The 25,428-nt window shown below is 35.9% G+C and carries 21 protein-coding genes, 3 tRNA genes and 1 other annotated feature; of the genes, 13 read left to right on the top strand and 11 right to left on the bottom strand.

Annotation, left to right across the window (positions count from 1 at the left end; translation table 11 throughout):
* Positions 1-33: 33 nt before the first annotated feature.
* The 4 genes from dnaN to HMPREF0819_RS06515 all read right to left on the bottom strand — a co-directional run bounded on the left by dnaN (position 34) and on the right by HMPREF0819_RS06515 (position 4,990).
* The gene (gene dnaN, locus HMPREF0819_RS06530; protein ID WP_004233687.1) at positions 34-1,170 is read right to left on the bottom strand and encodes a DNA polymerase III subunit beta; all 1,137 of its coding nucleotides are present in this window, start codon (positions 1,168-1,170) and stop codon (positions 34-36) included.
* A 158-nt stretch (positions 1,171-1,328) separates the two neighbouring features.
* The gene (gene dnaA, locus HMPREF0819_RS06525) at positions 1,329-2,684 is read right to left on the bottom strand and encodes a chromosomal replication initiator protein DnaA (RefSeq protein WP_004233686.1); all 1,356 of its coding nucleotides are present in this window, start codon (positions 2,682-2,684) and stop codon (positions 1,329-1,331) included.
* A 203-nt stretch (positions 2,685-2,887) separates the two neighbouring features.
* On the bottom strand, positions 2,888-3,670 hold the full coding sequence (locus HMPREF0819_RS06520) for a ParB/RepB/Spo0J family partition protein (RefSeq protein ID WP_004233684.1): 783 nt from the start codon (positions 3,668-3,670) through the stop codon (positions 2,888-2,890).
* Between the two features lie 60 nt (positions 3,671-3,730).
* Complete coding sequence (locus tag HMPREF0819_RS06515) at positions 3,731-4,990, bottom strand: S1C family serine protease (protein ID WP_004233683.1); 1,260 nt, start codon at positions 4,988-4,990, stop codon at positions 3,731-3,733.
* Positions 4,991-5,201: 211 nt separating this feature from the next.
* Here HMPREF0819_RS06515 and rlmH point away from each other — a divergent pair, with 211 nt between their 5' ends.
* Positions 5,202-5,681: a 23S rRNA (pseudouridine(1915)-N(3))-methyltransferase RlmH gene (gene rlmH / locus HMPREF0819_RS06510; protein WP_004233682.1), complete on the top strand. Its 480-nt coding sequence runs from the start codon at positions 5,202-5,204 to the stop codon at positions 5,679-5,681.
* Between the two features lie 82 nt (positions 5,682-5,763).
* Here rlmH and HMPREF0819_RS06505 read toward each other — a convergent pair.
* Both HMPREF0819_RS06505 and HMPREF0819_RS06500 read right to left on the bottom strand, forming a co-directional pair.
* Positions 5,764-5,837 (bottom strand) — tRNA-Arg (locus tag HMPREF0819_RS06505).
* A gap of 112 nt (positions 5,838-5,949) precedes the next feature.
* Positions 5,950-6,882 (bottom strand): IS30 family transposase, encoded by a 933-nt coding sequence (locus HMPREF0819_RS06500; protein WP_004233681.1) that lies wholly within the window; start codon positions 6,880-6,882, stop codon positions 5,950-5,952.
* 346 nt (positions 6,883-7,228) lie between these two features.
* On the opposite strand from HMPREF0819_RS06500, the gene HMPREF0819_RS06495 reads away from it, so the two are divergent.
* Both HMPREF0819_RS06495 and HMPREF0819_RS06490 read left to right on the top strand, forming a co-directional pair.
* Positions 7,229-7,300 (top strand) — tRNA-Glu (locus HMPREF0819_RS06495).
* Positions 7,301-7,332: 32 nt separating this feature from the next.
* Positions 7,333-7,406: transfer RNA gene (locus HMPREF0819_RS06490), tRNA-Asn, on the top strand.
* Positions 7,407-7,586: 180 nt separating this feature from the next.
* Here the strand turns inward: HMPREF0819_RS06490 and HMPREF0819_RS06485 are convergent.
* The 3 genes from HMPREF0819_RS06485 to HMPREF0819_RS06475 all read right to left on the bottom strand — a co-directional run bounded on the left by HMPREF0819_RS06485 (position 7,587) and on the right by HMPREF0819_RS06475 (position 12,842).
* Entirely contained in the window at positions 7,587-10,163 is a 2,577-nt protein-coding gene (locus tag HMPREF0819_RS06485) for a YfhO family protein (RefSeq protein ID WP_004233680.1), read from the bottom strand.
* Positions 10,164-10,253: 90 nt separating this feature from the next.
* Entirely contained in the window at positions 10,254-11,876 is a 1,623-nt protein-coding gene (locus tag HMPREF0819_RS06480; protein WP_004233679.1) for an ATP-binding cassette domain-containing protein, read from the bottom strand.
* Between the two features lie 93 nt (positions 11,877-11,969).
* Positions 11,970-12,842, bottom strand: a complete 873-nt coding sequence (locus HMPREF0819_RS06475; RefSeq protein ID WP_004233678.1) for a YitT family protein — start codon at positions 12,840-12,842, stop codon at positions 11,970-11,972.
* 206 nt (positions 12,843-13,048) lie between these two features.
* Positions 13,049-13,257, top strand: a binding site (T-box leader).
* A 52-nt stretch (positions 13,258-13,309) separates the two neighbouring features.
* On the opposite strand from HMPREF0819_RS06475, the gene trpS reads away from it, so the two are divergent.
* The 3 genes from trpS (at position 13,310) to HMPREF0819_RS06460 (ending at position 17,148) form a co-directional block, all read left to right on the top strand.
* Complete coding sequence (gene trpS / locus HMPREF0819_RS06470; RefSeq protein ID WP_004233676.1) at positions 13,310-14,332, top strand: tryptophan--tRNA ligase; 1,023 nt, start codon at positions 13,310-13,312, stop codon at positions 14,330-14,332.
* A 226-nt stretch (positions 14,333-14,558) separates the two neighbouring features.
* Complete coding sequence (gene guaB / locus HMPREF0819_RS06465; protein WP_004233675.1) at positions 14,559-16,040, top strand: IMP dehydrogenase; 1,482 nt, start codon at positions 14,559-14,561, stop codon at positions 16,038-16,040.
* Positions 16,041-16,281: 241 nt separating this feature from the next.
* Positions 16,282-17,148 carry a GRP family sugar transporter gene (locus HMPREF0819_RS06460; protein WP_004233674.1) on the top strand — a complete coding sequence of 289 codons (867 nt, stop codon included), beginning with the start codon at positions 16,282-16,284 and terminating at the stop codon, positions 17,146-17,148.
* A 66-nt stretch (positions 17,149-17,214) separates the two neighbouring features.
* On the opposite strand, the gene recF is transcribed toward HMPREF0819_RS06460, so the two are convergent.
* Complete coding sequence (gene recF, locus HMPREF0819_RS06455; protein WP_004233673.1) at positions 17,215-18,309, bottom strand: DNA replication/repair protein RecF; 1,095 nt, start codon at positions 18,307-18,309, stop codon at positions 17,215-17,217.
* Positions 18,310-18,311: 2 nt separating this feature from the next.
* Positions 18,312-18,695 (bottom strand): S4 domain-containing protein YaaA, encoded by a 384-nt coding sequence (gene yaaA / locus HMPREF0819_RS06450; RefSeq protein ID WP_044023392.1) that lies wholly within the window; start codon positions 18,693-18,695, stop codon positions 18,312-18,314.
* 86 nt (positions 18,696-18,781) lie between these two features.
* Between yaaA and yfmF the strand changes: the two genes are divergently transcribed.
* From yfmF to HMPREF0819_RS06415, 7 genes are all read left to right on the top strand, one after another.
* Complete coding sequence (yfmF, locus tag HMPREF0819_RS06445) at positions 18,782-20,026, top strand: EF-P 5-aminopentanol modification-associated protein YfmF (protein ID WP_004233669.1); 1,245 nt, start codon at positions 18,782-18,784, stop codon at positions 20,024-20,026.
* Entirely contained in the window at positions 20,027-21,316 is a 1,290-nt protein-coding gene (gene yfmH / locus HMPREF0819_RS06440; protein WP_004233667.1) for an EF-P 5-aminopentanol modification-associated protein YfmH, read from the top strand.
* 66 nt (positions 21,317-21,382) lie between these two features.
* Positions 21,383-22,312, top strand: coding sequence for a helix-turn-helix domain-containing protein (locus HMPREF0819_RS06435; protein WP_004233665.1), 930 nt, complete (start codon positions 21,383-21,385; stop codon positions 22,310-22,312).
* Between the two features lie 9 nt (positions 22,313-22,321).
* The gene (pgsA, locus tag HMPREF0819_RS06430) at positions 22,322-22,876 is read left to right on the top strand and encodes a CDP-diacylglycerol--glycerol-3-phosphate 3-phosphatidyltransferase (protein WP_004233663.1); all 555 of its coding nucleotides are present in this window, start codon (positions 22,322-22,324) and stop codon (positions 22,874-22,876) included.
* A complete protein-coding gene (locus tag HMPREF0819_RS06425; protein ID WP_004233661.1) occupies positions 22,873-23,715 on the top strand; it encodes an energy-coupling factor ABC transporter ATP-binding protein in 843 nt (280 codons plus the stop codon). The genes pgsA and HMPREF0819_RS06425 overlap by 4 nt, the downstream gene beginning before the upstream one ends.
* On the top strand, positions 23,691-24,533 hold the full coding sequence (locus HMPREF0819_RS06420; protein ID WP_004233659.1) for an energy-coupling factor ABC transporter ATP-binding protein: 843 nt from the start codon (positions 23,691-23,693) through the stop codon (positions 24,531-24,533). The genes HMPREF0819_RS06425 and HMPREF0819_RS06420 overlap by 25 nt, the downstream gene beginning before the upstream one ends.
* The gene (locus tag HMPREF0819_RS06415) at positions 24,526-25,323 is read left to right on the top strand and encodes an energy-coupling factor transporter transmembrane component T family protein (protein ID WP_004233657.1); all 798 of its coding nucleotides are present in this window, start codon (positions 24,526-24,528) and stop codon (positions 25,321-25,323) included. Before HMPREF0819_RS06420 ends, HMPREF0819_RS06415 begins: the two co-directional genes overlap by 8 nt.
* Positions 25,324-25,428: the final 105 nt, after the last annotated feature.

The raw sequence follows: 25,428 nt of genomic DNA, 5'->3' as shown, positions 1-25,428 counted from the left end.
ACGAAGTCATCCTAAAACTTTTCTTAAAGATTTTTAGTTTGTACGAACTGGTGTGATAAGTTGGATAAGATTTTCAGCATCATCACCTGGTACCAAAGTAAATGGACGTACTGGAGAGATGAAACGGATAATAACTGTTTCACTCTTCAAAGCTTTAAGAGCTTCAATCAGATAAGTTGGGTTAAAGCTGATTGTTAAATCGCTACCTGATTGGTCAATGATATCAAGTTCTTCGTTTACTTTACCAACTTCTGGAGAGTTAACGTGTGCTGATACGCTGTTATTTGTAATTTCAAGTTTAACAGTACCATTTTGTGTAGCATTTGAAATCAAGTGAGCACGTTCCATAGCTGAACGAAGAGCATTTGTATTGAATGTAACTTCAGTTTCAAATGAATTTGTCAACAAACGGTCAGTATCAGGGTAATTTCCTTCTAGAAGACGTGTGTAGAAACTAATGTAGTCACTTCTAAAGAGCATTTGGCTATCTGAGAAGAAGACTTCGACAGTTTCAATGTCATCTGTAAATACAGCCGCAAATTCGCGAAGTGATTTACTTGGAACAACAACATTAAAGTCGTTTGATGTATTTTCTAAAGTTAATTTACGTTGGCTCATACGGTGTGAGTCAGTTGCTACTGCTTTAAAATCTTTGTGATCACTAAGAACCATGTGAACACCTGTCAAAATTGGACGACTTTCTTGAAGACTAGCTGCAAATGCTGTTTCAGTAATAATTGATTTTAATAGTTTTGTTTCAATAACAAGTGGGTTTTCAGTAGCCATTTCTTGAAGACGAGGATAAAGGTCAACATCTTTTCCTTTAAGTGTGATTTCTGATTTACCACTTATCAATACGATTTGGTGACTTTCAATTTCTTCAAAATCTAATGTTACATCTGGAAGACTTGAAACAATATTAATAAAGAAGTTTGCTTCTAATAGTACTGCACCTGGTGATGTAATTAATAGACCTGCATTTTCATTTGTTGTTGGAATTGTGTTTTCAATAGAAATTTGTCCATTAGAACCAGTTAAAGTAATATTGTTGTTTTGTACTTCAATTTTGATTGTAGATAAAATTGGAAGTGCGTTCTTCGTAGAGATTGCTCTCTTAGTTGCATTCAATGCTTGAAGAAAGAATGATTTATTAATTGAGAATTTTATCATGAGATAACTCCTTTATTTTTATAAGTATTAAGTTAGTAGTAGTAGTAGGTCTTGTTTAAACTGTTGATAACTTTAAAAACGCTAGAAAAATCAGCGAAAGAGAGTTGTTCACAACTTGTGGATAACTCTCTAAAATTTTGGCGCGTTATCCACACCCACTATTTAATCTTGTTTTTGATAGTTTCGATTTCAATACGTAAGTTGTTATCTTGAGCTATCATATTTTTGATTTTATTATAAGCGTGAAGGACCGTTGAGTGGTCACGTCCACCAAATTCCTTACCGATTTTTGGAAGTGAGTTATCTGTCATTTCACGTGTGAGGTACATTGCTACTTGTCGCGCCAAAACGATATCTTGTGTTCGTTTGGTTGCTTTAATTTCTTTGACGGTAACACCATAGAATTTTCCAACTTGACTTTGGATCTCTTCAATTGGAATGACTGTCATTTTTGGACCATCTTGCTTACGTGCACGGATGGCTTCCGCAGCAATATCAACGGTGATTGTTTTAGCTTTTTTGATACTTGCAACAAGACTAATATCTTTCAAAGCACCTTCAAGATCACGCACGTTAGAATCAAACTGTCCTGCTAGATATTCAATAGTATCCTGCGGGAATACAAAATCATATTCTTGTGTTTTGTTTGTCAAAATGGCAACACGGGTTTCAAAATCAGGCGGTGTGATATTAATAGTTAATCCCCATTTGAAGCGCGTGACCAGACGTTGTTCCAAATTGTCCAGATGATCAGGTGTGCGGTCGCTGGTGAGCACGATTTGCTTGTTGTTATCGTAAAGCGCATTGAAGGTATTGAAAAATTCTTCTTGTGTACCAGATAGTGTTTTTTTCGCTAAAGATTGGATATCATCAATGAGCAAGACATCAAGATTACGGAATTTTTCTTTTAATTCTTCCATAGTATCCAATCGAATATGGATAACAAATTCATTGATGAAATTTTCTGCAGTGATGTACTTCACACGTGCCTTAGGATTGTTTTGAAGTACGGCATTACCAATGGCATTTAGCAAGTGAGTTTTTCCAAGTCCAGGTCCACCCCAAATAAATAAAGGGTTGTAAGTCGTTCCTGGGGCGTCCGCAACAGCGTAAGACGCAGAAAAAGCCCAACGGTTTTCATCTCCTTGTACAAAGTTGTCAAAAGTGTACTTTGTATTTAGGTCTGAATCAACCTGTGGCAAGTTACTTTTTTTTGGTGCTTGGAGAACTTGGGATGTTGGTTTAGCTACTGCTTGTTTTGCTAAGTCTTCTTCGAAAATATAGTTTACTACAATTTCAGCGTTATAAACCTCGAAACCAGCCGTCAAAATGATTGGTTTCAAATTTTTATCCCAAAATAGTTCTTTCATAGGGTCTAGATAAATTGTCGCTATATTTTGCTCAATTTGAATCAGCCTGGCATCTAAAACGAAAAATTCGTATGTTGCTTGTTTTAGTTGACTTTTTGCTAACTCGAGAACCCTATTCCAAAAAATTTGTTCATTTTCAGTCATAGTAGTTTCCTTTTTTGTGGATAATTCATACAATATTCTAACATAAAATAAAAAAGTTTTCCACAACAAGGAAAAATAAAAATCCACAGTGTTTATAAAAGTTATCAACAGGTTGTGGATAACACAAAAAAGGCTTAAAATCGGGTGATTTAGCCTTTTTTTCTTGTGGAAAACTATGAAATAAAAAATGAACAATTCACAAGCTATTTTAGCCTGTTGATAATTCTGTTAAAGTCTTCTTCGCTCTGAAAACGCAATTGCAAATCTCCCTTGAAGCCTGATTTGGCAAGGGATAAGCTAACTGGGACTCCTAACAATTTTGACAGTTCTTCTTCTTGATGACGAATAAAAATATTTTTTTCATTTTTTTTTGAAGATTTTTTAGTGGGTTTAGATTTTTTGACCAGTTCTTCCAGTTTTCGGACGCTAATTTCTTCAGTAATGACTTTTTGATACCACTTCTCTTGTTCTTTTTTATTTTTTAATGTGAGAAGCACGCGCGCGTGACCTTGGGATAGTTGCCCTCGCTCAACAGCTTTAGAAATGGCACTTGGTAAATTCAATAATCGTAAGCAATTGGTGATGTAAGGACGAGATTTTCCCATGAATTGAGCTAATTCTTCGTGTGTCATCTGATTTCTGTCTAATAACTGCTGATAGGCTTTTGCTTCCTCGATGGGATTAAGGTCTGAACGTTGCAAATTTTCGACAATAGCCAGTTGCATACTTTCTTTATTAGAAATTTCTTTGATAATCGCTGGAATTTCGCTCAAACCAGCCATTTTAGAAGCTTTAAGACGTCTCTCTCCTGCTATAAGTTCATATCCGAAGATAGCAGATTTTCGAACGATAATGGGCTGAATGAGGCCATTAGCTTTGATTGATCGAGATAGCTCTTCTAATTCTTCTTGTTTAAATTCTAAGCGTGGTTGGTAAGGATTTGGAGAAATATCGTCAATATTTATTAGGTTAAGTGTCTCAGTCATATTTTTTCCTTTAAAAAATGAGGCTGAGAGAACTCAGCCTCATTGATTTTTGATTATAAATTATTGATTTTGATTTGATGAATCTGATGAAGAAGAGAGATCTTGAGTTGTTTTAGTTAATTTAATTGTTTCAGTTTTCTTAGTTGTACCGCGGTAGAAAGTAACTTTGACAGAGTCTCCAGTTGAGTGTCCGTAAAGGATACTTTGAAGGTCTGTGATTGAGTTAACTTCTTCACCATCAATAGCTGTGATGACATCGTATCTTTCAAGAGTTCCTTCAGCAGGCATACCTGATTGTACTGAGGCTACAACAACTCCTCCAGTAACACTAGTTGGAATGTTGAGGTGGCTAATAGATACAGTTGAGAGATCGCTTAAGTTAGCCATTGTGATACCAAGTGCTGGACGAATAACTTTTCCGTTTTCTTCCAATTGATTGATGATTTTAACAACATCATTAGATGGAATGGCAAATCCCATACCTTCTACAGACTCACTTGAACTAGATGTAGAAGAAATTTTACTTGAGTTGATACCGATAACTTGTCCTTCGATATTAATCAAAGCACCTCCAGAGTTACCTGGGTTAATAGCAGCATCGGTTTGGATAGCATTTGTTGAGATAGTTTCGCCATCGTCATTAGTCATTGTTACTGTACGACTTAGACTTGAGACAATCCCTTGTGTTACAGAGTTTGCGTATTCAGTTCCAAGTGGGCTACCAATGGCAATAGCTGTTTCCCCGACGGTAATTTTATCTGAGTCAGCAAATTCGGCAACGGTAGAAACTTTATCAGAAGCAATTTTGACAACAGCTATATCTGAATAAGTATCAGCTCCGACTAATTCTCCAACGACTTTTGTACCATCAGATAGCATGATTTCGAGCTGTTCAGCGCCGTCAACGACATGGTTATTTGTTACAACGTAGGCAGAATTTCCGTCTTTTTTGTAAATAACACCAGAACCTTCGCTAGAGATGTTTAAAGCGTCATCAGATGTTGAATTGTTACTATTTGCATTATCGCCAAATAATTGAGCGTACAGATCATTTGATGAAGTATTTGATTGATAATTAATAACGGATACAACAGCGTCTTGAACTTTTGAAACCGCTTTTGTCGTATCATTAGAATTTGAATAACTTACTTTACTTGTGGTTGTTTTAGTACTTGAACCGCTAACGTTATTTATCGAAATGCCAGCCATATTTAAAATCAGTAGCGTCCCAGCTACACCTCCGATGAATCCGATTAAAATGATAGACAGCGGCTTGAGAATTTTTTTTGATTTAACTTTTGGAAAATTGACTTTTTTCATGTCTCTTCCTCCTTTTTATTTATAGCTAGCATACAAAAAACGACTTAATTATACCTTAAAAGTCAAAAAAAATAAAGTAATCCACAGGCTGTGGAAAACTTTTTGTTTTTGTGCAAAAAAGCCGCTAATAAGGCGATTATAGCCCTGTTTATAGCTTGTTAACATGTGGATAATGTGTGAAAAGCTTGTGAATATGTGGTAAAATAAAAGCATGAAAGTTAAAATTATCGCTGTAGGAAAATTAAAAGAAAAATATTTAAAAGATGGTATTTCTGAATATGGCAAACGCATGAGTCGCTTTGCAAAATTTGAAATTATCGAATTACCCGATGAAAAAACACCTGATAATGCCAGTGACGCTCAAAATCAACAAATTATGGAAAAAGAGGGCGAGCGTATCTTAGGTAAAATTTCAGATCGTGACTACGTCATTGTCTTAGCTATTGAAGGTAAGCAGTTCCCATCAGAAGAATTTAGTAAGATTATTGCTGATGCAACGTTGAGAGGCTATTCAGATATTGTATTTGTTATTGGAGGAAGCTTAGGATTAGCTGATAAGGTTAAAAAGCGAGCTAACTTGAAAATGAGTTTTGGTTTGCTGACATTACCTCATCAGTTGATGCGTTTAGTGCTATCTGAGCAAATCTACCGTGCTTTCATGATTCAACAAGGAAGTCCTTATCATAAATAAAAAAGCAGTTCAGCTGAACTGCTTTTTTATGGTTTCGTGTGAAACATGTATAAAAAAAGCCGATTTACGTCGGCTAAAGATTTGATCCCAGCAGGATTCGAACCTGCGACCGTTCGCTTAGAAGGCGAATGCTCTATCCAGCTGAGCTATGAGACCATATCAACTTAATCATTCTATCAAAATAACAGCTTTTCTGTCAACTAAAAATCGTACTTTCGGGCAGAAGTGATTTTTTTTAAAAGATAAATTGCAAGAATAAGTGCAACTTTTATAACTCACTTAAAAGTGCCTCAAAGGATGTTCTGTAACCTAAGCATTTTCGTGGGCGGTGATTGATAGCAAAAAGAGCTGAGAATAAGTCCTCATCACTAATAAGGGCTAAATCAGTTTTCTTAGGGAAATATTCCCTTAGTAAGCCGTTAGAGTTCTCATTGCTCCCTCTTTGCCAAGAAGAATAGGCATCCGAAAAGTAAAAGTCAATGCCTAGATTTTCGACTAAAGGGTAACAAGCGAATTCCTTTCCCCTATCTGAAGTAAAGCTTTTAAGAAGGTCTTTGGGAAATAGCTGGTAGAGCTGCTGAATGGCTGAAAACATTGAAGTTGCGGTTCGGTCTGGTATTTTAAAGGCCAGGTAAAATCGTGTCTTTCGTTCGACAAAAGTGGCTAAACACCCTTTGCTTTTACCACGAGAAGAGACAACCGTATCTAATTCCCAGTGACCAACACTTTCTCTCTTTTTAACCTCCTTTGGGCGTTTGGAGATAGGAGTTCCAATGGTAAATTTCCCACGAGTTTCACGAGGTTGTCGACTCTTTCCTTTGCGTCTCAAAACGGTCAAATCACAGGAAATCAAGCCCTTGTAGAGCCAATTATAGATAGTCTTGAAGGATACCATTGGTCTCTGTTCACGCTGATAGCGACCAGAAATTTGTTCTGGAGACCAAGAGGCTTTTAACTGACTTTCAATCTCATATTTGAGATTTGGAGTGCAAATCGATTTTCTGCCCTTATGCTTGGCGCGCTGATTATAGTGTTTCTGGGCACTTTCTGCCGAATAAGTTCCCTGACATCGCTTTAACTCTCTAGAGATAGTGGACCTATTAACCTCCAATTTTTTGGCAATATGACTTGGTTTCAAACCTAGTTCTAGATAAGTCTCTATCTTTATACGCTCAGTTATGGTAAGATGGTGATAGCTCATAGATTCCTCTCGTGTTCTTGTTAGTGTGGTTACTTATAGTTTACACGATTGAGGGGCTATGAGTTTTTTTGTTGCACTTTATTTTACAATTTATCAAAAGAAAAAAAGTAGTAAACGAAATATCATCTTTTTACTAGTAAACAACTACTTTATATTTACTATAAGAGTATCTCAAAAAGCCTGTTATTTAGGGATTTTTGGAACGTTAAAATTATTTGAATTTTTCGGCGATATTTTAGTGCAAAAAAACTTCAAAAAAAAAGTAAAAAAATTGAAAAAAACTATAGACAAACCGAAAATTTCTGCTATAATAATAAGAGTGTTGAGGGGAAATCCTAAAACTTCTGGTCCGTTGGTCAAGGGGTTAAGACACCGCCTTTTCACGGCGGTAACACGGGTTCGAATCCCGTACGGACTATAAAACTACTGCTTAGCAGTTTTTTTTCTTTATCCGGCATAGCTCAGTTGGTAGTAGCGCATGACTGTTAATCATGATGTCGTAGGTTCGAGTCCTACTGCCGGAGTGATAAGACACCTTCCTAAGTTTTACTTAGGATTTTTTATTGCTCAGATAAACAAAAGAATCAAGCTTTTCAAATTAATTTAGGTAAGGTCAGACAATTATGGTCTGCCTTTTTTGTTAGTCACTAAAGAAAGAAACATCCCACTGTCAACTTATTAACAGAGGGATGTTTGATGTTTAATTACTTTTTTCGTTTTCTTATAGTATGGTAGATCATAAATAGAATAACACCACTAAGCGATAGGATTACTCCTTGCTTAAATCCTATTGGAAGATAGGTTAACGTTACTTTGCCTTTTCCAGCTTTTACATTAACTTTCATAAAGCCATTCTGAGCTCTAGATAATGATAGCTTTTTGCCATTTTGAGTAGCTGTCCATCCTTTGTCATAGGGAATGGTAAATAACAGTGATGAATCTTTTGTTGCAGTATAAGCCGCTGTTACGGCATTTTTATCAGTGGTAACTGAGACAGGCTGGCTATTGATAACATCTATAGCTTTTTGGTAGCTAGTCAAATCAAGTGCATAAAAGTTTGGCTGATTGAATGATACCTGAGTATTTTCAGGGAATATAAAGCTAATTTGCAATGTTTGTGGGTCTTTAAAGTAACCAAGATTAAAGAATGTGTAGGCATTATCAGTAGTATATTCTGTGCTTTTACCATTCACAGTAATTTGAACTTTTTGGCTATTTTCGTTAGCAAAGGTAATATTTGGCACGCTAACATAAAGTTGGGTGTTTCCAGTTACTGTAAGGCTGTAATTAGCGTGAGCACTTAATTCATCGCCGTTATTTGTTGTTATACGACCGTTTAAATTACTTGCGCCACTTGTTAGCTGGGATGCTAGACGTGTAAAGTAATTTTCAGAAAGTCCTGTGATGTTATTGATTAAATTGGTTTGATTGTCAAGTGTGTTGACACTGAAGTCAACATCCTTGTAAAGACCATTTGTCAGAAGAGCTAGTTGGCAAGCATATTGATTTTCGTATAGTGACATGTTATCAGAAGTATCAACACAACTATAGCCAAATTTATTGACATCTGTTTCTGAAAGATTGTATTTTACTGCAAATAGACTGTCCATTAGCAAAGTATTATTTTGGTAACGGAGATTTAGATTAGTTCCAGTTGATTTAAATCCCAGTCGGTCTAATGTGCTGCTAGATATTGTATTACGAATAGATGAGAACTGCGAAATACCATTGTAGTTATACTTCATGCTATCGTTTCCTGTTTGTGGTAGTAATTCGTCAGTACGGTAGAATGTTGTATTTAGCTCCTTGGTATTTTGAACGAGTTTTTCGATATCTGTTAAATTATGAGCATAGCTTTGGCGAGATGGGAATACCCATTCAATGTTTAAAGCATTAATTTGGTAATAAGTATTAAGGGAAATTTCAAAGAGTGTAAAGATAAGTGTAAAGCCTACAACAAAATTAAAGGTCAAATATTGCTTAGCATGGCTAAGTAGGATAATAGCGTAGGCGGTTAAGAAAGAAAATGTAATAACAATTTGAGGAGTTTCTAAGAAATCATAGTGATTTTTTAACACTGCGCTAGCCAAGAAACCAACAGCAAGCGGGATAAGTCCAGTAAGATAGTGTCTGGTTTCTAGCTCTTTCAGATGCGATAATGTTTCAGCTGCAAGAAGGATAACCAAGATAGAGAAAGTCCATGAGTAGCGATGAAGAAACATATTTGGTGAGTGCATTCCTTGCCACATCAAATCAAGGGGCTCGAGATAAAAGCTAGCAATAATTAGTAACAACATTAGTCCGTATGCTACGCGTGTTTGCCATTTGATTGACTTGATTGTAAAGAAGATAAGGGCAAGAATAAGTGGAAAGATTCCTACATAAATCATAGGAATAGAGCCAAACTTGGTGGTGTCATAAGCACCGACAAAGTTCTTAGCAAATAAATCAAAGCACCAAGAACTGTCTGTAAACCATTCTGTAAAGCTAGAAAATTTTTCGCCATGCGTTGAAAGGTCTAAATAGGTTGGTAATAGCATGATACAGCTAGATAGACCTACTAAGATTGACACGACGGTAAAGTCGATGAATTGACGTCCAATATCTTTCCAGGTTGTATTTTTGCTTAATTGAACAAGAAAATACAAGGTGAGGAAAATGGCTACCATAAATCCAAAGTAGTAATTTTGGATGAAAAGAATGGTTAAGCTAACGTAGTAGAGAATGAATCTCTTTTGAAATATTAAACGATTAAGACCAAGAATAATAAGTGGCAAGAGGATAAAGACGTCAAGCCACATATTGATTTCAATTTGACTAATGGCGAAACTCATCAAAGCATATGACGTTGATAAGATGATAGTGAATGATTCTAATACTTTTGGATAAAGTTTTCGCAAGCTATAAAAGCAAGATAGCCCCATACAAGCAACTTTTAATAGCGTAAAAAGATATATGGCATCAGGCATAGTTCTTAAGCTGAAAAAGTAGACTAAAGGCGAGAAGAAACTTCCGAGATAGTAGCTTATTAGAGCGTAAAAATTGAGCCCAAGTCCACTTGTAAAAGTGTAGAAAATGCTATCTGAGCCGTGTAAAATATTTCGGAGATTTTCAGCAAAAATAACATATTGGTGAAAACCATCACTGGCTAAAATGGTTGTCTCACTGTTGAAGGTAATATTTTTAGCTAACAGAGCAAAAAATAAGATAAACAATGGTAGACAAAAAGCAGCTGCGTAGTAAAGTTTGTTTTTGGTTAGTTTAAATGATTTAAATGTCATAATGTTAGTAAGACAGGTTGAGATAAAAATCCCAACCTGTTTCTTTTCTATAAAATATTGTAGCCGTCATAGCAAGCTATGACAAAATGATTAATCTTTCCAAAGTTCTTTAACTTTTGCTTGAACTTCTTCATTTTCAAGAAATTCATCGTAAGTTTCATCGATACGGTCGATAACTCCATTTTTAGAGATAACTACGATGTGGTTAGCAAGAGTTTGAATAAATTCATGGTCGTGACTAGCAAAGATGATTGATTCTTTGAAATCTTTCAGACCATCGTTTAAGCTTGAGATTGATTCCAAGTCTAAGTGGTTAGTTGGATCATCAAGGACAAGAACGTTTGATTTAAGAAGCATCAATTTAGAAAGCATCACGCGCACTTTTTCTCCCCCTGAAAGAACGCTAACTGATTTGTTAACTTCATCTCCAGAGAAAAGCATGCGTCCTAGGAAACCACGAAGGAAAGTATTATCGTCTTCTTCTTTAGAAGCAAATTGGCGAAGCCATTCAAGGATTGATTCACCAGATGCAAAATCACGCGAGTTATCTTTTGGAAGGTAAGAACGGCTAGTAGTTACACCCCATTTGATTGTTCCTTCGTATTCGATGTCGTCCATCAAAGCGCGGATAAGAGCTGTTGTTTGAATATCGTTTTGTCCGATAAATGCTGTCTTATCACCTGGACGTAGGATAAAGCTGATATTGTCAAGAACTGTTTCCCCATCGATTTTGACAGATAAGTTTTCGACTGTTAGCAAATCTTTACCAAGTTCACGTTCAGCTTTGAAGTTGATGAATGGATATTTACGACTTGATGGCACAATTTCTTCAAGTTCGATTTTATCAAGCATTTTCTTACGAGAAGTCGCTTGTTTTGATTTAGAAGCGTTGGCAGAGAAACGAGCAACGAATTCTTGCAATTCTTTGATTTTTTCTTCTGCTTTGGCGTTACGGTCAGCTTGCAAGCGGGCAGCAAGTTCAGAAGATTGTTTCCAGAAGTCGTAGTTACCAACGTAGAGTTTGATTTTACCAAAATCAAGGTCAGCCATGTGTGTACATACTTTGTTCAAGAAGTGACGGTCATGGGAAACAACGATAACAGTGTTTTCAAAGTCAATCAAGAAATCTTCTAACCAAGTGATTGATTGGATGTCAAGACCGTTGGTTGGTTCGTCAAGAAGAAGAACATCTGGTTTACCAAAAAGAGCTTTGGCAAGGAGAACTTTCACTTTGTCACCGTTAGCAAGTTCACTCATGTTTTGGTAGTGAAGGTCTTCAGGGATATTAAGGTTTTGGAGCAATTGTGAAGCTTCACTTTCGGCTTCCCAACCGCCAAGCTCAGCAAATTCACTTTCTAATTCTGCTGCGCGGACACCATCTTCATCTGAAAAATCAGGTTTCATGTAGATAGCGTCTTTTTCTTTCATAATGTTATATAGGCGCTCATTTCCCATGATAACAACGTCAATCGCACGTTCTTCTTCATAGTCAAAGTGATTTTGACGAAGAACTGATAGACGTTCGTCTGGTCCAAGGGAAACATGACCTGTTGTTGGTTCAATATCTCCTGCCAAGATTTTTAAAAATGTAGATTTTCCTGCACCGTTGGCACCGATTAAACCATAGGTATTTCCAGCTGTAAAGTTGATGTTAACCTCATCAAACAGTTTTCTATCGCTGAAACGTAGTGATACATCAGAAACTGTAAGCAATTTTTCACCTCATAATATTTATCTATAAGCTCATTGTACATGAAAAATCCCCAATTTTCAATTAGAGAGAGGGGGCTTTGAGTTACATTTCAGTTACATTGGTAAGATAGCATCTTTTTCGTTAAGCTTGTAGTATTTTTTAAGGCTGAAACCACGTCCCATAACTTGTGTGGCAGGCATGACAACGATAAAGGCTGCTTCGTCGATTTTTTGAATATTTTTTTCTAAACGAGGAACTTCTTGACGTGAGACAGTTGTCATCAGCATTGTTTGTTGCTCGCCTGAGAAGCCACCAGTCACAGGAATCTCTGTTACACCACGGTCAGCTTCCATAGAAATATAATTTTTAATTAAATCATTTTTCGGAGAAATAATCATAAGGTTACGAGACGATGTAACACCGATTTGCATGCTGTTAACGACATATCCAATGACCAATAAAGCAATAATAGAGTACATAACAGTATCGACGTCGAAGGCTAGAAATCCCATAGCTACACTACAGCCATCAACGATAGTCATTGCGACTGCTAAAGGCAGTGGTGTGTATTTATGGAGAATTTGGGTGATAATCCCTGTTCCACCAGTTGAAGAATTTCCCCAGAAAACAACTCCTAGACCAAAACCACAAATAACAGCTCCAAAAAGAGCAGCAAGTAGTGGATTATGGGTAAGATTTGGGAGGTCTTCAGTTAATTTGATGAAGATAGAGTAAATCCATGACCCGTAAATTGTTTTAAAAAATGTTTCTTTTCCCAAGAAAAGCCAGCATGAAATCAATAATGGAAAGTTGGTCATCATGACAAAGTTACCCGGATTCCACCCAAGTAAAGCCTTCAAACTGACAGCAATTCCGACCACCCCACCAGAGGCGATGTGGTTTTCAAGGAAGAAGCAGTTAAAACCAACAGCAGCAATAAAAGACCCGGCAGTTACGAGTCCAAAATCAATAAGTTTTTTCTTCATATTAATCCTCTTCTTAATAACAAACGATTATATTATGGCAAAGAAGCACCATATCGTCAAGATTTTTTGGGATAATGCCCTAAATCAAATTTTAATCTTTCTAATAAAATTAAAAATGAAATTGTATAAATATACCGAAATAGTGAATATCCAAAATCTACCCTGTGAGATAGGGTCTGAACTTGACAAAGGAGGTATAATTTCATAAAATGAAGAGGATTCAGAATAGTAATGTAAACGTGTACTTTTAGAGAGCTGATGGTGCTGAGAATCAGTAGTAACCTTACATGAATGGGCTGATGATAAAAAACGAAATAATCTTTGCATTGATTGTGTAAATGTTTATATAGTGGTAAAGAGATGATAGATAAGTCTATTAATTGAGGTGGTACCGCGTATCGATAACGCCCTCACGTAGTTAAACTATGTGAGGCGTTTTTATTTGAATTAATTATTGAGGTGATAAAATGGCAAAACCAATTATTTTAACAGGTGACCGTCCAACGGGTAAATTGCACTTGGGACACTATGTTGGAAGTTTGAAAAATCGTGTTCTTCTACAAAATGAAGATAAATATGACATGTTTGTTTTCTTGGCTGACCAACAAGCTTTGACAGACCATGCTAAAGAATCTGAAATTATTAGAGAATCAGTAGGAAATGTTGCACTTGATTATCTTTCAGTAGGTCTTGACCCAGCTAAATCAACAATTTTCATTCAAAGTCAAATCCCTGAATTAGCTGAATTGACAATGTACTACATGAACCTTGTTTCATTGTCACGTTTGGAACGCAATCCTACAGTTAAGACGGAAATTGCACAAAAAGGATTTGGAAGCTCAATCCCAACAGGATTTTTGGTTTATCCAATTTCACAAGCTGCAGATATCACAGCCTTCAAAGCTAATTATGTGCCAGTCGGAAATGACCAAAAACCAATGATTGAACAAACACGTGAAATCGTTCGTAGTTTCAATCATACTTATAAAACTGATGTCTTGGTTGAACCAGAAGGAATTTTCCCTGAAAACGAAGCAGCTGGTCGTTTGCCAGGTTTAGATGGTAATGCCAAAATGTCTAAATCACTTGGTAATGGTATCTACTTATCTGATGATGCTGATACAGTTCGTAAAAAAGTTATGAGCATGTATACTGACCCTAACCACATTCGCGTTGAAGATCCAGGTCAAATCGAAGGAAATATGGTCTTCCATTATCTTGACGTCTTCGGACGTGAAGAAGATCAAGCAGATATTGCTGCTATGAAAGAACACTACCAACGTGGTGGTCTTGGCGATGTGAAAACAAAACGTTACCTTCTTGAAATTCTTGAACGCGAATTAGCACCAATTCGTGAACGTCGTTTAGAATACGCTAAAGATATGGGTGAAGTTTTCCGTATGCTTGAAAAAGGAAGTGAAGCTGCGCGTGAAGTTGCAGGACAAACACTTGCTGAAGTAAAAGCAGCTATGGGAATTAACTACTTCTAAAATACACAGAGCTCCGAGGTGATTACTTCGGAGTTTTTTTAGAACTATAAAACATGTGTTTTAAATGAGAATTACAAAAATAATCAGTCTAATATAGAAGAGAATTTTTGGAAAAAATTGAATTTAATTTATTGACAAATGATTTTGGCATGTTATTATAATAACAATAAAAAATTAGCTAGGGTTAAAAATCCCCTACAGATATATAGAAAAGAGGGTTTATTTAATGTCAAATTGGGACACTAAATTTTTGAAAAAAGGTTACACTTTTGATGACGTACTACTCATTCCTGCTGAAAGTCATGTTCTTCCAAATGAAGTTAACATGCAAACAAAACTTGCAAAAAATTTGACATTGAACATTCCTATCGTAACAGCGGCTATGGACACTGTTACTGACAGTCGAATGGCAATTGCGATTGCACGTGCTGGTGGTCTTGGTGTTGTTCACAAAAACATGTCAATCCAAGATCAAGCTGAAGAAATTCGTAAAGTAAAACGCTCTGAAAATGGTGTTATTATTGATCCTTTCTTCTTAACACCAAAACACTCTGTTTCAGAAGCTGAAGAATTGATGCAACGCTACCGCATCAGTGGTGTTCCAATTGTTGAAACTCTTGAAAATCGTAAATTGGTGGGGATTATCACAAACCGTGATATGCGTTTTATCTCAGATTATCACGCTCCAATTTCTGCACATATGACAAGTGAAAAATTGGTAACAGCTCCTGTTGGAACCGACCTAGAAACTGCAGAATGCATCCTTCACGAACACCGTATTGAAAAATTACCTTTGGTTGATGAAGCTGGACGTTTGTCAGGTCTCATCACTATCAAAGATATTGAAAAAGTTATTGAATTCCCTAATGCTGCTAAAGATGAATTTGGTCGTCTTTTAGTTGCGGGTGCTGTTGGTGTTACATCTGATACATTTGAACGTGCTGAAGCACTCTTTGAAGCTGGTGCAGATGCAATTGTTATTGATACTGCTCACGGTCACTCAGCAGGTGTTCTACGTAAAATCGCTGAAATTCGTCAACACTTCCCAGAACGTACATTGATTGCTGGTAACGTTGCTACTGCAGAAGGAGCACGTGCTCTTTATGAAGCAGGTGTTGATGTTGTTAAAGTCGGAATCGGTCCTGGTTCAATCTGTACAACACGTGTTGTTGCAGGTGTTGGTGTCCCTCAAATTACAGCTATTTATGATGCAGCACAAGTTGCGCGTGAATATGGTAAAACAATCATCGCTGACGGTGGTATCAAATATTCAGGTGATATCGTTAAAGCTTTGGCAGCCGGTGGTAATGCTGTAATGCTTGGTTCTATGTTTGCTGGTACTGATGAAGCTCCAGGTGAAACTGAAATCTTCCAAGGACGTAAATTCAAAACATACCGTGGTATGGGATCAATTGCAGCTATGAAGAAAGGTTCAAGCGACCGTTACTTTCAAGGTTCAGTTAATGAAGCTAACAAACTTGTTCCAGAAGGAATTGAAGGTCGTGTAGCTTATAAAGGTGCTGTTTCCGATATCGTCTTCCAAATGATCGGTGGTATCCGTTCAGGTATGGGATACGTTGGAGCAGAAAACATTCTAGCTCTTCATGAAAAAGCACAATTCGTTGAAATGTCAGGTGCAGGTTTGGTAGAAAGCCACCCACACGATGTTCAAATTACGAATGAAGCTCCTAACTACTCTGTAAAATAATATCTTATAAGTAATAGATATAAATTCTGATGGCGACACGCTGTCAGAATTTTTTTGTAAGAAGGCCTTTACAAAATGCTATAGAATATGTTAGAATATTTAACTATGTTCGCCAAAAACATGGAATTTTCTTTTACTTTTCTGAAAAAGCGTTTTCATAAAAGCGAACGACTAATTTATATATTTACACCAATGTAAACAACGTTTACTAATCTGTAAAACATATCGTAAAGGAGAAAAAATGCAGGGTATTTTATTTGCATTGATTCCCATGGTTGCATGGGGAAGTATCGGGTTTGTCAGCAATAAAATTGGAGGTAAACCAGATCAACAAACATTAGGAATGACTCTTGGGGCACTTGTATTTGCCTTTGTTGTATGGTTGTTTGTTCAACCAGAAATGTCAGTTACACTTTGGGTTGTCGGAATTATCGGTGGTATGCTTTGGTCTATGGGACAAAATGGTCAATTCCGTGCAATGCAATATATGGGGGTTTCAGTTGGTAACCCTCTATCAAGTGGTGCTCAACTTGTATTTGGTAGCTTGATTGGTGCAATTGTATTTGGAGAATGGAGCAAACCAATTCAATACACACTAGGTATTGTAGCTTTGCTTCTGTTGGTTATCGGTTTCTATTTCACAAGTAAACGTGATTCTGAAAAAATTGAATCAGGTGTTCTTACTGACTTTGGTAAAGGTTTCCGTGCATTGACTTATTCAACAATTGGTTACCTTTCTTATACTATCTTATTTAACAATATCATGAACTTTGATGCTTTGGCAGTTATTTTCCCAATGGCTGTTGGTATGGTTCTTGGAGCAGTTGTTTTCATGAAATTTAATGTTAAATTTGAAACAGTTGTTATTAAAAATGCTATCGTTGGATTTATGTGGGGGATTGGTAATGTCTTCATGCTTCTTGCTGCTGCAAAAGCTGGTCTTGCAATTGCCTTTAGTTTCTCACAATTAGGTGTTATCATTTCAATCATGGGTGGTATCTTATTCTTAGGTGAAACTAAAACACGTAAAGAAATGCGTTGGTTAGTCATTGGCATTGCATGCTTTGTTCTTGGAGCTGTATTACTAGGAATTGTAAAATCTTATTAATCTTTGTTGACAGTGATGTCAATGATTTTGTAAACATAAATAAAAAGCTGGCTAAGCCAGCTTTTTTTAGTTCTCTTGAATATGTCCTTTGGTAACCGTAAAAATTTTTAATTCTTTGGGGAGTTGTGATAAATGTTCAAGACTTGTTGTTGTGATGAAAGTCTGAACATTTTTAGCGATAATCATTTTCAGTAGCTCAGTTTGTCTGTAATTATCTAACTCACTCATAACATCGTCGAGAAGTAAAATCGGATAATCACCCGTAACATTTTTGATGAGCTCAATTTCAGCCATTTTTAGAGATAAAATTAGGCTACGATGCTGACCTTGACTCCCAAAATTAGCAGGCATATCATTGATGAAAAATTCTAAATCATCACGGTGTGGACCAGCACCAGTATTTTTTTTGAAAATATCACGTTTGTGATTTCTTTCTAAAGTCTTTAAAAATTGTTCTTTGATATCAGATTTTTTATCAAAAGGTACGGATGATAAATAGTGAATTTTCAAATGTTCTAAGCCGTCAGAAATGGTATAGTGGTAGCAATCAGCTTCTTTTTCTAAATTAGCAATAAAATCTAGACGGTGTTCCATAACACGGCTACCAAAGTCAGCTAGCTGTTCATCAAGTACTGCTAGGAAGTCAATATCGACTTTTTCAGCCGTTTTAAGGTAGGTATTACGCTGTTTAAGAACATGGTTGTAATTTGATAAATCAGATAAATAAACTGGCTTGATTTGTCCAAGGTCGATATCGATAAATTTGCGACGAAGACTTGGTGCCCCTTTTATGAGTTGCAAATCCTCGGGAGCAAAAAGAACAACAGTCATTACACCAATGTAATCAGATAATTTAGCTTGTTTTAAGTGATTGATTTTGGTAACACGCCCTTTGCTTGAAAGGTCGATTTCTAGAGGAACTGCCCCAGTTGAGCGTTGTAAATTACCTGAGACGTGGAGTTCTTTTTCTTGAAAATGAATCAGCTCTTTATCTAAACGTGTACGGTGGCTGCGAGTTAAAGATAAGAAATAAATAGCTTCTAAGAAATTAGTTTTTCCTTGGGCATTTTTCCCAATAAAAACATTGAGTCCAGGGGAAAATTCAAGTTCATTATTTAAATAATTACGGTAATTTTTTAAGGCTATTTTTTGAATCCACATGATTAAGTTCCTGGAAAACGAATAGGTTTACGTTCTTTCGTTTGTTTAGCTTGTTTTTTAGGTTGATTTTGCTTTTTAGCTTTTTTATTTTTAGCGTTTAACTCTTTGACAATAGCAGCAACACGAGCTTTTTCAGCTACAGCTTCAAGATGTTCTTCTTTTTCTTTAGCTGTTGGTTCAATAATATTGATTGTGATATTGTCTTCTGGAATAGCTACAACATCATCAATGCGGATTTTTTTCCCACGACGTTTTTCGTCTTCACCATTGAATAGGACAGTTGTTTCTGCTAAGTATCCTTTAATAGCACCACCACTTTGGATAATGCCCAGTTCCTTTAATAAAGCTTGTAAAGTAATATAGTCATCAAATAATTTGTATTCCATTGTTTTCTCCATTTTGTAATCCAAGTAATTATAACATAAACGTGGTATAATTTTAGCTAATAAAGTGTATTAGTAAGGAATTTGTAATGAAAATAGTTGATGGTGTTGAGTTACATTTAATTAAAAATGAAAAATTCAAGATGAACCACATTACCTTTCGTTTTTCTGGGGATTTTAATCAAAAAACGGTTGCAAGACGTGTTTTAGTGGCTCAAATTTTGGCAACTGCTAACGCCAAATACCCGACTGCTCAGCGCTTTAGAGAACGCTTGGCAAGCTTATACGGAGCCACTTTATCAACTAAAGTGTCAACGAAGGGACTAGTTCACATTGTTGATATTGAATTATCATTTATGAAAAATCGTTATACAATGGTTAAGGAAAATCTTTTAGAAGAAGTCATTGATTTTTTGTATCAGGTTCTTTTTTCTCCGCTTGTCACTGTTGAGCAGTATCAATCCAAACTTTTTGAACTTGAACAAACTAATTTGATTAATTATTTGAAGGCTGATAAAGATGACAGTTTTTATAGTAGTGAATTAGGGTTGAAAAAACTCTTTTTTGAAAATCTAGCCTTTCAAAGTTCAAAGTATGGTACAGCAGAATTGGCAGCAGCTGAAAATTCTTACACAGCATTTCAAGAGTTTCAGAAAATGCTTCGCGAAGATCAGCTGGACATTTTCATATTAGGAGAATTTGATGATTATCGTATGTTGCAGCTGTTTAATAAATTCCCTTTTGAAGACCGTCACAAGGATTTAGTATTTGACTACCAACAAGAATTTGGCAATATTGTTCAAGAAAAATTAGAAAGCAGAGAAGTTAATCAGTCAGTTTTACAGTTGGGATATTCTTTTCCAACACGGTATGGTGACAAAGATTATTTTGCTTTGCTTGTTTTTAATGGACTTTTTGGTGGGTTTGCCCATTCACGTTTGTTTACAGAAGTTCGTGAAAAAGAAGGGCTGGCATATACTATCGGAAGCCACTTTGATATTTTTACAGGTCTACTGAATATTTACGCTGGCATTGATCAAAAAAATCGTAATAAGGCGATGCAGTTGATTAATAAACAATTTTCTATTATTAAGACAGGACACTTTTCAGAAGCTCTTTTAAAGCAGACTAAGAAGATGCTAATAGTGAATTTGCGATTGTCAGGAGATTCTCCAAAAGTTTTGATTGAACGTTGCTATAATGGACAGTATTTGGAAAATCACTATAACATTGACGAAATGATTGACAAGATTAACAAGGTTAGTAAAGCTGATATTCTTCAATTGACAAGAAAAATTAGATTACAAGCTTTATATTTTTTGGAGGGAAAGTAAATGACAATATTAACTGAAAAAATTTTCTCTGAAATTGGTGAAAATCTCTATACTGCCATACTAGATAATGGCATGAAAGTTTACTTGATTCCCAAAAATGATTTTCAAGAAAGTTGTGGAATGTTGGTGGTCAATTTTGGATCGCTTGACAATAAGTTTACACAAAATGGTAAGGTTAGAAATTATGAAGAGGGAATTGCTCACTTTTTAGAACATAAATTATTTGAATTAGAAAATGGACAAGATGTTTCAGAATTATTCACTAATGCAGGTGCTAACAGCAATGCCTTTACAACTTTTGATAAGACTTGCTTTTATTTTTCAACGACAGACAATTTAAGTGAAAATCTAGCTTTATTGCAGCATTTTGTATCAGATACAGCCTTTACAGAAGAGTCAATTGAACGTGAAAAATCAATTATCGGACAAGAAATTGATATGTATCAGGATGATGCGGATTATCGATTATATCAAGGTATTTTAGAGAATTTATATCCCAAAACAGCGCTAGCTCAGGATATTGCAGGAACTCAAGATAGTGTCGCTAAAATTTCTGTTAACGACTTAAAAGAAAATCATGAAGTTTTCTATTCGCCACAAGAAATGGCTTTATTAGTTGTTGGTAATTTTGATAAAGATGTCATCTTTGAGCAAATTCAGGACATTCAAAAAGAAAGTGTAAAGAATGCCCATCACTTAGAACGTCAAAAATTAATCTATGAACCTGTAGTGCCTCAAAAGTCAGTTCAGATGGAGGTTGTTCAACCAAAACTAGCAATTGGTTTGAGAGGACCAGCCTTATCTGTAGGAATGTCTACTTTACGACAAGAATTGATTCTAAGGATTTTCTTTGCCATGATTTTAGGATGGACATCAAAACATTATCAGGAGCTTTATGAAAATGGTCAAATCGATGATTCATTTGATTTTGAAGTTGAAGTTTATGAGAATTTCCAATTTTTGATTATTTCCCTAGATACACCAACACCAATTGCTATGGCGACTAACCTCCGACAATATCTTGAGAAAGTCGCGCAGTCTAGTAATTTAGAGGATTTATCGAAAGAACATTTTGAAATTGTCAAAAAGGAATTATATGGTGACTTTTTCAAGAGTTTGGATTCCATTGAAAATTTATCTGCTCAATTTATCAATCATTTATCTGATGAGGAGACTTATTTAGCTGTTCCAAAAATTTTGGCTACCTTAACTTTTGAAGAAGTATTGGACATAGGAACTGAATTTGTTGCAAAATCAGATGCAACAGAATTCACAATCCTTCCAAAATAAAATCGAAATACTGGCTAAAATTTGCTATAATAAATCTGATTATATTTTTGTTAAAGGAAACCTTGTATGAGAGAAGAAACAATCGGAGAGATCTTAAGAAAAGGTCGAGTTGCAAAAAACTTGACCCTAGAAGAAGTCGAAGAAAAAACAGCGATTCCATCGCCCCATCTTCTAGCACTAGAATTAGAAAAATTTAAGCTGATTCCTGCAGATGAGGTTGAGGAATATCTTACTCAATATGCTGATTTGGTTGATGCTGATTCGGCTAAGCTATTAAAGCGCTATCGAGAGTTAATTAATGGCAAGACTCAAAAAGGTTCAGCAGTTGCTGAAGATGAGAAAATTACCATCGTACCAAGTCATAAACAAGCTGTTAAGCCAGTTCAAAAACAAGAAGTAGAAAATAAAGATGAATTTGGTGTTGGTTCACGCTCAAGTCGTTATAAGAGCGCTGAAAAAAACACTACATACCTTCCAATTGTCATGTTATGTGTGGTTGCACTTGCTATATTAGCTTTTGTCACATTTGTGACTTGGAGTCAACTTCAAACTGATAGTAATAATAATTCAAAACCAAGCTACTCTGTTGTTCATAGTTCTTCATCAGAAAGCAGCTCATCAACTTCAGAAAGTTCAACTAGCGAATCTTCTTCTGAAGAGAAAGGGTTGAAAATGGAAACTGAAGGTAGCGGAAGTAATTTGACTGTTAATGTATCAAACGTTTCAGATACAGACAATTTGACAGTTGATATTAAACTATCTGGTGCTGATAGCAGCTGGGTTTCTGTAAGTAACTCAGAAACTGGTGAAGGTGGAACACTTCTTTCTTCAGCAGGAACTACAAGCTTCTCAACAGCACTTGTTGCTGGAGCTAAAACATCTGTAATTACTTTAGGGGTTACAGAAGGAGTCACTGTTTCAATTAATGGTCAAGAAGTTGATATGTCAGCCTTGACAAGCACAACAGTAAGTTATATTACAATTAATATTCAATAAGGTAGGAAAATGAAAGTCGATTTTACAAAAAAAGAAAATATTCCTAATTTGTTAACATTGGGACGCATCGTATTAATCCCAGTATTTATTTTAATTCTTTGCTTTGCAAATAATACTGCTGGTCACGCTGTTGCGGCGGTAGTGTTCGCACTTGCAAGTATTACAGATTATTTGGATGGATATCTTGCTAGAAAATGGAAAGTTGTTACAAATTTCGGGAAGTTTGCAGACCCATTGGCTGACAAAATGTTAGTTATGACTGCATTTATCATGTTGGTTGAGCTTAAAATGGTTCCAGCTTGGATTGCAGCGATTATTATTTGTCGTGAACTTGCTGTAACAGGGCTTCGTTTACTACTTGTTGAAAATGGTGGAACAGTTTTAGCAGCAGCTATGCCTGGTAAAATCAAAACATTTACTCAAATGTTTTCTATTATTTTCTTGCTTTTCCATTTTTCACTTATTGGAACACTCTTACTTTATGTTGCTTTGATTTTCACTATCTATTCAGGATATGATTACTTCAAAGGAGCGGGATTCCTCTTTAAGGACACTTTTAAATGACATTAAATAGTATTGACGTTAAGCATTTAACTTTTAAATATACTGATCAACAAGATTATAATACCTTAGACGATTTATCGTTTCACGTGAAACAGGGAGAATGGTTATCAATTATTGGCCATAATGGTTCAGGAAAATCAACTACAGTTCGCTTAATTGATGGGTTGTTAGCTGCTGAATCAGGTCAAATCTTTGTTGAAGGTGAACTATTAACAGAAGAAAATGTGTGGAACATTCGTCAAAAAATAGGAATGGTTTTTCAAAATCCGGATAACCAATTTGTTGGTGCAACAGTCGAAGATGACGTAGCTTTTGGTTTGGAAAATAAAGGAATTCCTTTAGAAGAAATGAAAGCACGTGTTAAAGAAGCACTCAAACTTGTTGGTATGTCTGCTTTTGCCAACCGCGAGCCTTCTCGCCTTTCGGGTGGACAAAAACAACGTGTTGCGATTGCAGGGGCGATTGCTATGCGTCCTAACATTATTATTTTGGATGAAGCGACAAGTATGTTAGATCCGGAAGGGCGTATTGAATTAATTCAGACGATCAAGGAGATTCGTGATAAATATAATATGACGGTTATCTCTATTACTCATGATTTGGATGAGGTGGCGCTTAGCGACCGTGTTTTAGTCATGAAAAAAGGAAAAGTTGAGTCAAGTTCAACACCAAGAGAACTCTTTGCTAGAGGAGAAGAATTATTGACATTAGGACTTGATATTCCTTTTTCAGCTAATCTCATCTCTGCTTTAAAAGATAAAGGGTTTGAATTTACAGAGGATTATCTTACGGAAAAGGAATTAGAAGATCAATTATGGGAATTACTCTTGAAGGTGTAAATTACACATATCAAGCGGGGACACCTTTTGAAGGGCGTGCCCTTTTTGACATTAATCTTTCTATAAAAGAAGGTTCTTATACAGCTTTTATTGGACATACTGGTTCAGGAAAATCAACAATCATGCAGCTACTAAACGGGCTTAATATCCCAACAGAAGGTGCTGTCATCGTTGATGATATTAAAATTACAGCTGAGTCAAAAATCAAGGAGATTAAGCCTGTTCGTAAAAAAGTGGGGCTTGTCTTCCAATTTCCAGAAAGTCAACTTTTTGAAGAAACGGTTCTTAAAGATGTTGCATTTGGACCACAAAATTTTGGTGTTTCTCTAGAAGATGCTGAAAAACTTGCTCGTGAAAAACTTGCAATGGTCGGAATTAAAGAAGATTTTTTTGAAAAAAATCCTTTTGAACTTTCAGGTGGTCAGATGCGACGAGTTGCTATTGCTGGTATTTTAGCTATGGAACCAGAAGTATTAGTCTTAGATGAACCGACAGCAGGTTTAGATCCAAAAGGTCGCCGTGAGTTGATGACGTTATTTAAAGAATTGCATCAAAGTGGTATGACAATTGTTTTAGTTACACATTTAATGGATGATGTTGCTAATTATGCTGATTATGTCAATGTCCTTGAAGGTGGTCAATTAGTTCGTTCTGGTTATCCAAAAGAGGTCTTTCAAGATGTAGACTTCCTTGAAAGTAAGCAACTGGGTGTTCCTAAAATCACAAAGTTTGCTCAAAAGCTTGTCAAACGAGGGTTGCATTTAGAAAGTTTACCAATTACTATAGAAGAATTTGCTGAGGTGGTGAAACATGGATAAACTAATACTTGGTCGTTACATACCTGGAGATTCCTTGATTCATCGCCTAGACCCACGTAGTAAGTTACTTGCGATGATTCTATATATTGTTATTGTTTTTTGGGCAAATAACCTTGTTACCAATCTTTTGATGATTGCATTTACTTTGGTAGCTGTTATTCTATCGAAGATTAAATTGAGCTTTTTCTTACGTGGCGTTCGACCGATGATTGGTATTATTTTATTTACAACTTTATTCCAAATGTTCTTTACGCAAGGTGGGGAAACTTATTTCCAATTTGGAATCTTGAAAATTACAAGCTATGGTTTTAGTCAAGCGGTATTGATTTTCATGCGTTTTGTATTGATTATCTTCTTCTCAACGCTATTGACTCTTACAACGACGCCTCTAAGCCTTGCTGATGGGGTAGAATCTCTCTTAAAACCTTTTGTGCGATTTAAGGTACCAGCTCATGAAATCGGCTTGATGTTGTCATTAAGCTTGCGTTTTGTTCCAACATTGATGGATGATACAACACGTATTATGAAGGCGCAACAGGCGCGTGGGGTTGATTTTGGTGAAGGAAATCTTATTCAGAAGGTAAAATCTATTATTCCAATTCTAATTCCACTCTTTGCTTCAAGCTTTAAACGTGCAGATGCTTTAGCACTTGCGATGGAAGCAAGGGGCTATCAAGGTGGAGATGGACGTACAAAATACCGAATTTTACAATGGAGATTTAAAGATTCTTTGACTATTTTGATTGTTGTAATTTTAGGAATTCTCTTATTTTATCTTAAAGAAAGCTAAAACGCCTAATCTGTAGGCGTTTTCTTTATGTTATATCAATCTAATTGTAATATTTTTAATATAAGTCTAAAGCCTGAGTAACATTAAGTCTGTATTATATAGCCT

The organism is Streptococcus equinus ATCC 9812 (assembly GCF_000187265.1).
Classification (GTDB): domain Bacteria; phylum Bacillota; class Bacilli; order Lactobacillales; family Streptococcaceae; genus Streptococcus; species Streptococcus equinus.
This window is presented reverse-complemented; position numbering and strand designations above follow the sequence as displayed.